Below are 13,781 nucleotides of genomic sequence, written 5' to 3' on the forward strand. Positions count from 1 at the left end.
TCATGGCGAATCTGACACGCAATCGGCCCGATGGGGACGAAGACGACCTGGTGACCAGCCAGTTCCGCGGGTTTCTGGACGAACTGGAGAGAGTGCGGATGCGGGTGTCGGCAGGCGAGGCGCCATCGGCCGAGGCTGCGGCGCAGGAGCTCAGCCGGCACATGCTGAGCCTGCTTGAGATCCAGACATTGCAGGCACGCCGTGACAGCACCCGGTTCGACGCCGAGAACCTGGCCGACGCGCGCTACCTGAAGGCGGTCCTGGCCGATGAGATCCTGTTGAATGCCGAGTGGGCGGGGCGTGACCGCTGGACCGCCTATCTGCTCGAATCCAACTTGTTCCGCACCAACGTGGCGGGCGATCTGGTTTTCCAGCGCATCGAGCAATTGTTGTCGGGGCGCGAGCCATCGCGCCGCAGCATCGCCCGCCTGTACCTGTTTGCGCTGGCGGTGGGGTTTCAGGGCCGCTATCGCGGTGCGGATGCGGCGCAACGGCTGCGCGGCTATCGCGAGGAATTGTACGAATTCGTCTATCAGCGGCGGGCGGACCTGGGAGGCCGGGACCGGGTCCTGGCGCCGGCGGCGTACTCCAACATCCTGTCGCACGTCGCGCCGCGCAAGCTGCCGACGGTCAGTCGATGGACCTTCATCTTTCTGCTGGGCATGGCGTCGCTGCTGGCCGTGTCGGAGATCGCCTGGCTATGGCAGTCATGGCCGGTGCGTCAGGCGCTGCACGCCGATGTTGCCCGGGACTGACGCCATGCAGATCATCCGTGACGTGATCCAGGGAGCCTTGCCATGCTGACGAGCAATCTGTTCCTGTTGTCGGTCGTCGTGCTGACCCTGGTTGTGTTTTCCGTGCTGGGCATAGTCCTGTACTTCGCCAGGCATGGCGCCCACAAGAAACCCGAGCAGGACCGCAAGGTCGTGCGGCTGCGCTCCGATTCCTTGCGCAATGCCTTCCGCCAGGCGGTCGAGCTGATCGAGGCCAACATCGCCGCGCGCGGCGAACGCTACCGCATACCGTGGATCATGGTGCTCAACGAGGGGGACGGCAGCGGCGGACTGCCGATAGCCCAGGCGGGCGTACCCAGCGTGCTGGGCTCGGAAGCCGCGGGGCCGACGTCGACGCAGGGGATTTCATGGAATTTCTTCGACCGCGGCATTGTCATTGATATCAAGGCGGCCTATCTGGACGCGCCGGGGCAGGACAGCAACGAAAAGCCCTGGGACGAATTCCTGGGTTTGTGCCGGAATTATCGTCCGCAGCGGCCCTTTGACTCGGTGGTGATCACGGTGCCTGCTGGCATGCTGCTGACCGCCGACACGGACTCCCAGCTGGAACTTGCCCGGCGGGCCAAGCTGGCGCATCGGCGGCTGTGGTTGGCGCAGAACCGGTTCGCCATGCGGTTTGCCGTTTATGTGGTGGTGACGGACTGCGAAGCCCTGGAGGGCTTCAGCGAGTTCGCGGGAGCTTTGCCGGAACCGCTGCGGGCCAGCATGCTGGGCTGGTCTTCCCCCTACGACCTGTCCACCACATATCAATCGGATTGGGTGGAGACGGCGATGCGCTCCATCACTGGCGCCGTGTCGGACGCCAGCGCGGAACTGTTCGCGGTCGACGCGGGCGTCGCGGACGCGCGCGGCTTCCTGCTGCTGCCGGCGCGCATCCAGGCTATGCAGGCGCAGCTGCAGCTATACGTGGACGAGCTGTTGCGGCCCAGCGCTTATCACGAGCCTTTTTTCTTTCGCGGCATTTATCTGACCGGAGACAGCGGAGAGCTGGCGGCGCGCACGATCGGGCGGCAAGCCGAGTCGGGGCCGCGAGTGGATGCCGGTGACGCCGAACCGTACCTGGGCGACGGCCGTGAGGCCGCGAATCCGGCGCTGGCGGACCTGTTGCGCCAACCGGCCTTCCTGCGGGACCTTTTCGAACGCAAGATCTTCCAGGAGTACGGACTGACCCGGCCTTCGCGCTCGCAACATCTGACCCGGCCCGTGCTGCACCGGGCGGTACGTTGGGGCGGCATCGCCTTGCTCGGGGTGTGGGGCGGGGGATTGATCATCGCCACGGTAGAACTGGGACGGCACAACGCGCCTCTGGTCGCAGCGCTGGAAGATACCCGGCGCGATGCGCGCGAGCGCGCCGTGGCGTTGCAACAGGGCCAGGAGCTGCCGGCGGAATGGTACCGGCGGCGCGCCCTGGCCTTGCTGACGCTGGATCAGGGGCTGCAGGTGGATTCCGGGTGGACCGTCTTCATGCCGGGATCCTGGTCGCGCATCGACGATCTGACTCCCCGCGTGCGTGCGCGCTTTGCCCGAGAGTTCGGCGAAATTGCCGTGACGGCTATCCAGCGTGAGCTGGCCGCGCGCGCGTCGCAGCTGACGGGGGTAGGACTGGACCCGGTGAGCGGCTTGCTGGCGTCGGACGGCATATGCGCTCCGTCCGCCAGTCTGGAGGGCGATGAAAGCAGCGCCGGCAGTCTGAGCATCGATGAACAGCCCGAACTGCGTGCATTGCAACGGTACGTGGCGGGCGCCGACCAGTTCGATGCGGCGCTGCGGGCGTTTCAGCATCTGCGCCAGCCGGGCGGCGGCAACGCCGACGCGCTGCGGCAGGTGGTCCGCTACGCGCTAGGCGCCGATCTGCAAGGCGATCTGGGTAACGTGCTTCCGTACTTCAGCCGCGGCCACGATCGAAACGTGCTCTACGGCATGACGCCGACGGCAGAGCAGGGCTTGGCCAGCTTGCAGCAGGCATTCGGCTGCGCGTTCGAGAAGGCGTCGGCGCAGCTGAACCGGCGCCTGTTTGCGAATAATCCGCTGCTGCTCACGGAGCGCGCCGTGGCGCAGTCCACGCGCCAGATCACGGACGCCGCCATGAACGCGGAAGACGCGGCGCAGGTGAGCGGCAGCTATCGCAGGCTGGTTACCGCGATCACCGCTCAACAGGATCTGCTGGCGGCCGGCAAGGGAGGATGGATGCGTCAGGCCGCGTTCACGCCAGGCGCCGCCTATGACCGCGCGATGGCTCGCGCTGCCCAGAACCGTCTGCTGGGGCCGGAGGCCGCAGCGGCGGCGCGCGAGCGCGACCGCGCGGACTTCGAGGGATTCAAGAGCGAAAGAGCACTGCGTCTGGACGGGCCGGACAGCGGCCTGCTGTGGCAGGACAAGGAGGCGCGCTATGTGTTGTCTCCTTCCCGGTTGGCGTTGCGCGACGCGTTCGCGGGCCTGCTGGCGCAGCCTTTCATGGCCCCGCCACGCGACCTGCAGCCGCCCGTTCTGGACGGCGGCGCGGTCATCGTCTGGAACCGCGTGCAGCTGGATCAGGCCCTGGCGTTGGGCGAGGTGCGCAAGCGCTTTCTCGCGGACGGGATGAAGAGCGTGCCGCCCACCTTGTCACCGGTGGTGGAACGGACGCTGGACGTGCAGTTCGGCAGGCTGGTGTTCGACCAGACCATGGCAGCGGCCACGCCGGCGCAGGCCGATGCGGGAGAAGACAGCGCTGCTTTCACGGCGGCGCGCAATCGCTTGCTGCGGATCCGCGCCTTGTTGGCCGAGTTGGGCGCGACGCGGCAGTCGGACACGCTGGATGCCCTGGTGTCCCGCGACGCGATGGAGCATTTGCGCCAGGTGGATCGGCGCCTGCAGCGTTCGGAGCTGTACGCGACCCGGTTCGATGCGGAAGCCGCCGCGCCGGCCGTGCGCACTTCCGTGCTGGCGATGTTCGGCGTCGCTGACGCCGCCGGCCTCGGACCCTATCTGGACCATCAGTCGGCGCGCGCCCTGACCTTGGGCGCCGAGGCCGGGGTGTACCTGGTGGCGCTGGATCCCATCAGCGCGGCCTCGCCGCTGGCTCAACGGTGGCGCGCCATCAATCAGGATCTGGAGCGGTATCGGTTGCGCAATCCAAACAGCAGCTTGCTGCGCCTGGAACAGTTCGTGCAGGCAGTGGCGGACCCGGCTTCGGGCGGCTGCAGGGCGCGCCCCGCGGGTCCGCCGCCGGCCGGCGGCGACGATTACTTCGGCGCCGTGTATGCACGTCTGTACAGCGCGCTGCAGGGGCGTTGCAATCAACGGTATGTGTCCGACCTGCGCCAGCAGTGGGAGGATTTCTCCGCGACCTTCAACGTGCTGGTGGCGGGCCGCGCGCCGTTCAATCCGGGCGCGGTGGGTGCGGTTGCGCGGTATGCCAGCGTGGGAGCCATTGCCGCACAAGGCTCCGCGGGGCTGGCGTCGGCGGATTACGGGCAACTTGGCCAGACCTTGAAGCGTTATGACGGAGTGGCCGGAACATACCGGGATGCGGACGGCGAAGCCAGGGGCGCGACTCCATCCGGATCGGTCATGAGGTTCATCGACAATTTCGCGCAGGTCCGCGCCCTGTTCGCGCCCTTGTACCCGTCCGAGGATGCCGGGGTGGCCGGCTATGACCTGAATGTGGAGTTCCGGGCCAACCGCAGCGATGAATTGGCCGCCAACCAATTGATCGACTGGACGCTGAACATAGGGGGGCAGAGCCTGGCTCTGGGCGACGCGTCCAGGACCCTGCACTGGAATTACGGCACGCCGGTCACGCTGACGCTGCGGTTCGCCAAGGATTCGCCGCTGATCGCGATGGCGGACCCGCGGCAGCCCGCCCTGACGACCGACGGGCGAATCCTGACGTGGCAATTCAGCGATCCTTGGGCCTTGATCTCCATGATGCAGCGCCACCAGGCCGCCGACGCCGGGCCACGCGGAGCAGGCCCGCTGCTGCGCTTCGATTTTCCATTGGGAATGGCCAACGCGGCTGGAATGGCGCGGGTGCCGGACCTGGAAGAGGGGCGGGTGTTCCTGCGCATCGCCCTGATGCCGGCAGGCAGGAAGACACCGCTGCAATGGCCGAACAGTTTTCCGGCGCGCGCGCCGGAATGGAGCGCGCAATGAGCAAGCACGAAGCAATGCCGCTGGAGGGGGCGGTACTGGAAGCCCTGCTGGCGCCGTTGCCGCTGGAAGGCGGCGCGGGTGCCGCGCTGCGCTATGCACCCGTGTACCAGCAGATCCAGGATGCGCGCCGGCATGACGACGCCAGTCTGCCGATGGGCGACTGGGACCGTCCGTTGCAAAAAGCGGATTGGCCGCTGGTTGCCGCGTTGTGCCAGGAGGCTCTGGCAACGCAGGGCAAGGACCTGCAGGTGGCGGCATGGTTATGCGAAGCCTGGACGCGCTTGCATGGCCTGGAAGGCCTGGCGGCGGGGATCCGTGTGCTGGACGGCCTGCTGCAGCGTTATTGGGAAACCGCCTGGCCGCGGATGGAAGACGAAGACGCGGCCGACGCGCGTTGTGCGCCGTTCATCTGGCTGGACACCACCCTGTCGCTGGCCTGCACGCTGCATCTGCCGTTGCTGCGCGCCGAAGACAGGGAGCCGCCCGAGATCAATCTCTACGATTGGGAGCGCGCCTGCAATACGTCCCGTGCGATTTCCGGCATCGAAACGGATGCGGAATCTGAATCTGAACCTGCCGAGCCTGCGCTCAGCCGGGATGCCTTGATGCCGTATGCGGCGCTACCGGCCAACCGTGCGGGACTTCAGTCCATGGTGAGGTTCGTCGACGCGGCCGCAGCCGCATGGGAAGGGCTGGAACGCAGATTGGACGAACGGCTGGGGCGCGACGCGCCGGGGCTGCGCCGTACTCCCGATGTATTGGCCCGGCTGGCGCGCGTGGCCGGCGGCCTGCTGGCCGAACACAGCATCCGGTCAGGGGGAAAGGGCGAAACCATCGCCGGCGATGCCAGGAAAGCGCCGGCGCTGACAATGCCCGGCCGGGCGCATGCGGATCAGGAGGCCGCGGCCATTCATGATCCTGTGGACGCCGGTGTCGTGGCGTCGTTGGGTCCGCTGACCAATCGCGCGCAAGCCTACCGCCAGCTATCGCGCATCGCCGATTACCTGGCGGCGATCGAACCGCACAGCCCCACGCCCTACCTGTTGCGAAAGGCAGTGGCCTGGGGCGGCATGTCATTGGCGGACCTGATGCAGGAAGTCGCGCAGGAAGAGGGGGGAATGGCGCGGTACCTGTCGCTGTTGAACGAATAGCGGAACGGTTACTTGGGTTTGCCCAGCAAGCCGCCCCGGCGCGCCAATAGTGTGGCCTGCGTGCGGTTTTGCACGCCGAGCGCAGACAGGATGGCGGTGATGTGAGTTTTGACCGTTTTCTCGGCCACGTCCAGTTGCAGCGCAATCTCGCGGTTGCCTATGCCGGCGCATATCAGGCGCAGCACGTCGCTTTGCCTGGGAGTCAATTCGCTGAGCAAGGCAATTTCATCGGTCATGGCCGCGCACGGTATGGCCGCGGCGGTGGGCGGCTGCGCGCCTGTTCCTTGCGGCGATTGCATTTCCTCCAGCGCTGCGAGCAGCATCTGGCTGCTTGCGGACTTGTGCAGGAAGCCGCGCGCGCCTGCCATCAGCGCGCGGTCGCGGTCGTTCTGGTCTTCGGAGGCGGACATCACCAGGATGCGTATGCCGGGGCGCAATTGGCGCAGGCGCTTGAGCAGCGCGCTGCCGCCGATGTCCGGCAGGTAGTAATCCATGATCACGCAACTGATATCCGCACGGGCTGCAAGCATCGAGATGGCCTCGTTGCCGTTCGATGCCAGGCAGATTTCAAGGGAGGGCGCCAGCCGTGCAATGGTCAGTTGCAGACCCTCGCGAAACATTGCGTGGTCGTCGACCATCAGCACAGCCGTCATGGGAATCTCCGGGTAGGGTGGCCAGCTGCCGGCGGGGGCGGTGCTGGCTCCGGAGCGCCGCGGAGCACCCTGCGCAGGGCAATTCGGCGATGACATAATTTGTTAAGAAATTATCAAAATATGACGTCGCGGTCAATGCGTAAGCGCGCCCGCGACAAGGGGCGGACGCTCCTTGCCTGGCCGGGCCCATGGATGCTCTTGGCGTATGGCTACGTGCGCGGCGCTTCGCCTTCCTCGCGCGCCTCCAGCTCGTTGCCCAGCACCTCGGCCGAGTCCTCGCCACGCGGCGCGGGTTCCAGCGGGCGCCGGGTGTGGCCGGCGGCGCGGGCGTCCTCGCCTTCGTCGGGCCGCTCGGCTTGCACGAAGACATTCGCCGGCGGCGCATAGCCCCGCTTGTCCTGGCCGAAGTACACCACGGTGTGCGGGTAGGGCAGTTCGATGCCGGCGGCGTCGAAGTGCTTCTTCAGCAGGCGGTTGTAGCCGCGCTGCACGGCCCACTGCATGCCCGGCGTGGTCTTGATCAGGATCCGGATGGTCACGCCCTTCTCGTTGACCGCGGTGACCCCGGCGACCGTGATGTCTTCCAGGATCTCGGGCCCAAGCACCGTGTCGGTCATCAGCTCGGCGAAGGCCGCGCGCAGATGCACGATGGCGTCGTCCACGCTCTCGCGATGCGCGATGGTGTATTCGCCCAGGTGGTACGAGAAGTCCCGCATGTGGTTGGCGACGACGTCCACGGACGAGAATGGCACCAGATGGTAGCCCCCGTCCAGCGTGCGGATGCCCACCGAGCGTATCGTCATCTTCTCCACCGTGCCGAATACGCCCGCGACCTGCACCACGTCGTTCTCGTTCATGCCGTTTTCAAGCTGGATGAAGACGCCCGTGATGATGTCCTGGACCAGCTTCTGCGCGCCGAAACCGATGGCCAGGCCGACCACGCCGGCGCCGGCGATCAGCGGTCCGACGTCGATGCCGATCTGCGACAGCAGCACCATCAACGTCATCGTCACGATGACGATCAGCGCCGCGTTGCGGAACAGCGCCAGCAGGGTGCGCTCGCGCGCGCTGGGCATGCCGCGACCTTCGCTCTGGCTGAGGCGATGCTCGATGATGCTGGCGATCACGGTCCAGGCCAGCGCCGCGATCAGCAGCACGATGACGATGTTCACCGTCATCCGGATGGCGGCGCCGCCGGCATCCGAGGCCAGCCAGCGCGACAGGTCGAAAGCGCGCCACGCGTCCAGGACCAGCAGCACCAGCACGATGCGAATGATCAGGCCGACCAGCTTCAAGGTGGCGGGCACATAGGCGTTGACGCGCGCCTCCAGCAGCGGCAGGCGCTTGCGCAGGTCGTCCGGCAGCCTGATGGGCTTGGCCAGCACGGTGTTCAGCAGCAGGATCAGCAGGCTGCCCACGCCGATGACCAGCAGGGTCTGCGCGGTGGCGCGGGCCATGAAGGGCAGGGCGTTGGTCGGGTCTACCTGGCTGACGACCAGCAGGATGGTGAAGTAGCCTATGCCCAGCACATGCCACACGCGCGCCAGAATGTGCAGCCGCGAGCCCATGAACGTCGTCGCGCTGGCGGCGCGCCGGTCGAGGTGCCCGCGCACGGTCTGGCGGTTGCGCCAGATGACGCGCACCGCATACACGTACACGGCCAGCATGATCAGCAGGTTGGCCAGCCGCCCCAGCGCGGGCGACAGCGAGGCCGAGACCACGGGATCGATCAGCAGCGTGCCGTAGCCGGCCGCGGTGGCGATGCGCAGCAGCCACGCATTCCAGTACCTGGCGTTGTCATCCGTCATGGGCAAGAGGCGCAGGTGCGGATGCTTGACGGCGAACACCGTGCGGACCAGCACCTTGACGATTTCCACCGAGACGAAGGCGCGCAGGAATACCGCGGCCAGCGTGTCCAGCGTGCCGCGGCCAGGCGTGCTCCAAAGGGCTGCGGCGCCGCCTGCCATGGCGGCAAGCACCACCACGCCGGCATCGATGGCCAGCGCGCCCACGATGGCTCCGGCGCGCCGGTACAGCACCCGCATGGAGGCAGGCGCGCCGCGTTTGGGCGGCGCTTCGGGAGTGTGGCGCTGTTCGGCGACCCAGCGGTCGATGCGTCCGTAGACGTACATGGCGATCATCCGTAGCAGGATGAAGGCGAGGATGGTGGCGGCCGCGGCCAGGGCGAGAGGCTTCAGGGCATGGCCCGCGGCGTCGCCGTCCATGCGCAGGCTGCTGCCCGAGGCCAGTGCGCGCATGTCTTCCACGCCCTGGCCCATGTCGGTCGCAAGGCCGGTCAGGAAGCGCTGGACGTTGTCGGCCATGCGTTCCTGCAACCCGGGTTCGGCGGGCTGCGCGGACGCAGGGGCCGCGCCTGCGGGACGGGAAGCGGCAGGCTTTGCGCCGGTGGCCTGCGCGCGCAACTCATCCACCAGCGCCTTGCGCGCTTCGGGATTCTCCAGCAAGTCCGCCAGGGCCGCCGGAGTCAGCGCCGAGGAAGACGCCGCCGCGGCTTGCGGCTGTAGCAGCCCCGCGGCCTGGGCTTGCCAGGAAAGGGCAAGGCAACACAGCATTGTCGCCAGCAGCAGGGCCGCCAGCCAGGGCCTGGGCCGTCGGCGCCGCCGCAATGGGGCTGCCAGGACGGCAGGCGGGAAATGAACCGATGCTGTCGTTGCGGATCTAACCACTAGTGAATCTCCTGTGCGATCTGGGCAAAAAATTGGGGGCGAAGTCGTGCCGCGCTTAAGAAATCCGGCGCGTCGCCGTTAGTGCAGATGGCTCAACTCTGGTCTGGAGCTTTTTCATGACCTCCAAATTTGTCTTCCCGGCGTTGGGACTCTTGCTTGCAGGCAGCATCGGGCTGGCGGCCCAGCAGGCAAAGTCCGCGCCGCTTGCGCCGATGCTCGTGCGCTTCACGGTTCCCAGCCTCTGCACGGTCAGCCAGGGACCGGCTCGTCCCGCGGTGCGATGTTCCCAGGGAACTCCCTGGCATGCGCAGCGGGCGGGGGGCGACCAATACTGGACAGTGGTGTTCTGACCCTCAGAATTCGATGGTCGCGGTCACCACGTCGCTGTATTGCCCGGGGGGTGGCGCCGTCTGCGCGGGCACCCGTCCATAGACTTGCACCTGCTGGACGTTGCCGGTTCCCGTGCCGGTGACGAAGGCGGTGCCCGCGGTGCCGTCGCCCCAGGGGATCGTGCGGTCCGCCGACGTGTGCAGGTCATACCTTACCAGCCGCGTGCCGGTGGCGTCTCGCAGGTAGCGCTGGCTTACGGTGCCGTTCTGGCCGCCATTCAGGCGTATCCGGTAGGCGTCGTTGTTCGTGCAGCGCACCGCCAGCGTCGTATTCGCCAGGCGCGCCGAGCGAAAGTCAGCCATCGACCCGAAGTTCAACGGGGAGGCGGAAATGGTGCAGTTGTTGGTCACGTTGGCGCGTACCGTGAAGTTATAGCTGCCGCGAGTGGTCAGCGACGAGCAGGCGGGCCGGACCAGGATGGAGAATCCGTAGTCGAAGGTTGCCACGCCGGTGAAAGTTTCCGAGTACGCGGTCGTGGCGTTGTTGGCTGTGGGTACCGTGTATTGGCCTGACAGGATCTGCCCGGTAATGGGCTGGTTGACGGTGGCCTGGCTGCCTAGCAGGGGCTGGGTGAGGTCGATGATGACGGGCGTGGATCCGTTGGCGGCCGAGCCCCACAGCGGGCTCATGGAGGAGTTCGGCGATAGCCGGTATTGCAGGCGATTGACGCCATTGGCCATCTGCCGCGGGTCTTGCACGGTCGATCCGCCGCCGATGCCCAGATTCACGCACACGCGGGCATATCCCGGGGTAAGCAGGCCCCAGGTGCAGGTCGCCGTCAGCGTGCCGGTCTGCGTTACCGATGCGCCGAGCACCGGATTGAAGTTCGGAAACGTGATGGGTGTCATGGACACGGTGCAAGTTTGCGCATGCGCGCCGTTCCCGCCCAGCCACAGGGCCGCCAGCAGCAATGCGGCCATCAGTGTTTTCATGGCCGGGCCTCCACGCATGCCACCGGCCCCAGGCGCGGCAGGCTGCCGTCGGCGGGGGCCTGGAAGTCGAGCCGCGCCGTGCAGGCAAGATCCGGACCTTGGACGTCCAGATGATTGCGCTTGCCCAGGTTGCGCACGAAGGTCTGGCTGCCGTAGCCCACCACGCCCTCGGACCCGCTCTCCCTGTGCACGACCCGCGCGCCCACCGGCAGCGGCTTGCCGTTGCCGTCCACGAGATCGACGGTGGCCGCGGCCTCGTGGGTGATGCCGAACTCCGCCAGCACGCCGGATCGGGACTGGGGCACGACGTCGAGCGCATAGGCCGACACCTGCGCGTTGGGTGGCAGGTCCATGCCGTCGAGTTCCAGCGTGTTGGTCTGGTAGCTGTTCAGGTCCGGCACCACCAGGCGGCCGTTCGAGCCCGTATGGCCGATGACCCGGTTCTGATGCAGGATGGGCAGGCCGGGTTCGCCGGTGGAGACCAGCGCGAAGCCGTCGTCGATGCGCCGGGACGCTTGCGCCGCGCCATCCATGAACACGAAGGCGCCATTCACGTCGAGCTCTCCCGTGGTGCGTCCGTCGTAGCGCTGCGCGCCCAGCGTGATCTCGCCGTAGCGTCCCAGGTAGCGGCCCCAGCCTTGCTCGTAGCGGCCCGCCTCGTAGGTGCCGGCCTGCACGCCCCAGCCGAATCCGCCGCCGTAATCGGGGCTGCGGATTGCGCTGGCGTTGGTGTATGAGCCGCCGTCCTGGCGTCCGGCCATGGCATTGAACGAGGTTTCGCCCAGGGTGATGCCCAGGCTGAGGAACGCGCCCCGGCTGTCGCTGTCGTTGAAGTCCTGGTAGGCGCTCACGCTCAACGTGGCGCGGTTGCCCAGCCGCGTGGTGTAGGCCACTGAACCGATGTGGGCGGCGTCGACGCCCGGATAGCGTTGGCCGATATAGCTCAGCGATACGGTCTGCCCGCCGCCCAGGGGCACGGCCAGCGTCGCCCTGTCGCTGGCGCGCGATACGGGGATGCCGTCGTTGGCCGCCAGATCGGCGTAGTCGGAAATCGCGCGCAGGCTCTGTATGTCGATGGAGTAGCGCTCGTCCACGTACTGATAGCCCAGGCCCACCTGCAGGCCGCTGTTCCTGCCCAGGCTGCCGGCCAGCGACGCGTTGACGACGCCCGCCATGCCCAGCTTGGCCAGCATGCCGGCCCCCGCGTTGTACAGGCCGGCGCTGGCTTCGCCATGCGCTTCAACGGTCAGTGCGTTCGAGACGCCGTATTGCCAGGTGCCGCTGAGGGCGGGATCGTCCTTGTAGTCGAACGAGCGCCAGCCATACGCGCGGCGCAGAAAGCCCGCTTCGACCGAATAGCTGGACATGCCTTGCGCCAGCAGCCGCGTATCGATGTAGATGGGCACCGACTGCGACACGGGCCGGCCCAGGGCGTCGCGCGTGATGACGTTTGCCTGCCCGAAACCCGTGATGCCCGCGACGTTGTCGACCACGAAGGGGCCGCTGGGGACGTCACCCGAATAGCGGCGGATGTTGTTGATATAGACATCGACGGAGGACGGCACCACGGCGCTGCCGGCGAAGTCCGGCATGGGGAACGTGACCAGGTCGGGCCGCAATGAGAAATTGCGCCGCCATTGCAGGCCGCCCATGCGTATGGAGCGCGACCAGGCCAGCGATCCGGAAATCGTGTCGCCCACCTGGGTGGCCGTCAATGTGGCGGGGTCGGAGTGGGTCCAGCTGGAGTCGAAGCGGACATAGCGCCGCAGGTCGCGATACAGGTAAGCCGTGCCTGTATTGCTGAAGACCCCATATTGGTCGAAATAGCGTTGTTCGCTCCAGATCGCCAGCGGATTGTCGCGGTCGGTGCGCGCATAAAGATCGTAATTGATGAGCAGGCCGCGATCCGCCGTGGCCGCTGCGACGGGATTCAAGCCCCGCGCATCGATACGGTTCGCGATGCGGTACCGGTCCGGCAGGTCGAGATCGACGTCTTGCGCGGCCGCGTCGTAGCGGTACTTCAGGCCGGGGATCTCTTCCAGGGGAATCCGTGCATCGTCTGCTATTCCCAAGGCATGGGTATCGATCCCCAGGCTGCGCAAGTCCGCGCCGCGAGCCGACAGGCGGCCATGCTCGTCTTCGAATCGCGCGATCCGATGGCTGGGCTGGCCGCCGATGCTGACGTTCAGATAGACGTCGATGGCCGCCAGTCCCACGGCCGTCTCAGGGGCGGATTGCGCGCGCGCACCGCCATGGACCGCTGCGGCGGCGAGCATCAGAGTCAACTGCATGGCGCGCGTGCAATGTTTCACTTCCCTGTATCGGCTTGCACGTCGGCCTGGACGGGAACGCTGTTCACCCGCGCGTTGACCGTGACCGCCCCGTGCACGGCGGGCTGGAAGGGCAGGGGCCACTGGCGCGCGCTGCCGCCCAGGACGTAGCCGAGCAGGCCGTCCCGCAGGCTGCGGCGCTGGCCGTTGAATACCAGTGCCACGTCGCTGAGCTGCGCGCGGTGCGTGCCGCTGTTGTCGACGCGCAGGGCCCAGTCGGGACCGTTGCGCACCAGGGTCCAGGCCAGGTGCCGCTGCGCGGGAGTTTGCGGGGCCGCGCCCACGAACACAGGCACCGAATAGCGCAGCCGCACTTGCACGCCCGTTGCGCGCAAAGGATCGGGTGGCGCGATTTCGTCGATGATCAGGCGGTACGACGCTTCGCCGGGCCGCTTGGCGGCCTCGGGCTGCAAGAGGCGCACGACTTGCGTGCCGCCCGGCGCGATCTGGATCATCGGGGGGCTGGCCACCAGGTCCGAGGTCTCCTGCAGCACGTCTTCGGTCGTGGTCTGGCTCCATGCGTACACGCGGACCTGGCCATAGATCGGTTCGGCGCCTTCGTTGCGCAAGGTCATGCTGGCGGCGCGTTCCGCGCCGTCCAGGTTCAGGATTACCGGCGAGATCTGCAGGCTGGCGGCATGCGCTTGCAGCGCCATGCCGAACAAACAGGCCCCCGCCGCCTGGCGTACGATCCCAAGCGTCGTCATGTC

Annotated in this window: 9 protein-coding genes; 4 read left to right on the top strand and 5 right to left on the bottom strand. The window is 67.2% G+C overall.

Going from position 1 to position 13,781, the window contains the following annotated elements:
- The first annotated feature begins 11 nt into the window (after positions 1-11).
- From AC1RHV_RS18035 to tssA, 3 genes are read left to right on the top strand one after another with little or no spacing between them, the layout of a single operon-like run.
- The gene (locus AC1RHV_RS18035) at positions 12-755 is read left to right on the top strand and encodes a DotU family type IV/VI secretion system protein (protein WP_054452301.1); all 744 of its coding nucleotides are present in this window, start codon (positions 12-14) and stop codon (positions 753-755) included.
- A 42-nt stretch (positions 756-797) separates the two neighbouring features.
- On the top strand, positions 798-4,928 hold the full coding sequence (locus AC1RHV_RS18040; protein WP_492301563.1) for a type VI secretion protein IcmF/TssM N-terminal domain-containing protein: 4,131 nt from the start codon (positions 798-800) through the stop codon (positions 4,926-4,928).
- Entirely contained in the window at positions 4,925-6,079 is a 1,155-nt protein-coding gene (gene tssA, locus AC1RHV_RS18045; RefSeq protein WP_225590379.1) for a type VI secretion system protein TssA, read from the top strand. The genes AC1RHV_RS18040 and tssA overlap by 4 nt, the downstream gene beginning before the upstream one ends.
- A gap of 8 nt (positions 6,080-6,087) precedes the next feature.
- Here tssA and AC1RHV_RS18050 read toward each other — a convergent pair whose 3' ends face one another.
- On the bottom strand, positions 6,088-6,732 hold the full coding sequence (locus AC1RHV_RS18050; protein ID WP_054451868.1) for a response regulator: 645 nt from the start codon (positions 6,730-6,732) through the stop codon (positions 6,088-6,090).
- Positions 6,733-6,941: 209 nt separating this feature from the next.
- A complete protein-coding gene (locus AC1RHV_RS18055; protein ID WP_054451867.1) occupies positions 6,942-9,305 on the bottom strand; it encodes a mechanosensitive ion channel domain-containing protein in 2,364 nt (787 codons plus the stop codon).
- 230 nt (positions 9,306-9,535) lie between these two features.
- Here AC1RHV_RS18055 and AC1RHV_RS18060 point away from each other — a divergent pair, with 230 nt between their 5' ends.
- Complete coding sequence (locus AC1RHV_RS18060) at positions 9,536-9,769, top strand: hypothetical protein (RefSeq protein ID WP_119451874.1); 234 nt, start codon at positions 9,536-9,538, stop codon at positions 9,767-9,769.
- Between the two features lie 3 nt (positions 9,770-9,772).
- Here AC1RHV_RS18060 and AC1RHV_RS18065 read toward each other — a convergent pair whose 3' ends face one another.
- Genes AC1RHV_RS18065 through AC1RHV_RS18075 form a run of 3 tightly spaced genes read right to left on the bottom strand, consistent with a single transcriptional unit; the run spans position 9,773 to position 13,778 of the window.
- A complete protein-coding gene (locus tag AC1RHV_RS18065) occupies positions 9,773-10,741 on the bottom strand; it encodes a Csu type fimbrial protein (protein ID WP_492301567.1) in 969 nt (322 codons plus the stop codon).
- Entirely contained in the window at positions 10,738-13,017 is a 2,280-nt protein-coding gene (locus AC1RHV_RS18070; protein WP_492301777.1) for a fimbria/pilus outer membrane usher protein, read from the bottom strand. The genes AC1RHV_RS18065 and AC1RHV_RS18070 overlap by 4 nt, the downstream gene beginning before the upstream one ends.
- Positions 13,018-13,049: 32 nt before the next feature.
- Positions 13,050-13,778, bottom strand: a complete 729-nt coding sequence (locus AC1RHV_RS18075) for a fimbrial biogenesis chaperone (RefSeq protein ID WP_119451876.1) — start codon at positions 13,776-13,778, stop codon at positions 13,050-13,052.
- Between the last annotated feature and the right edge of the window lie 3 nt (positions 13,779-13,781).

The organism is Achromobacter sp. GW823-FHT04E03 (genome assembly GCF_058796095.1).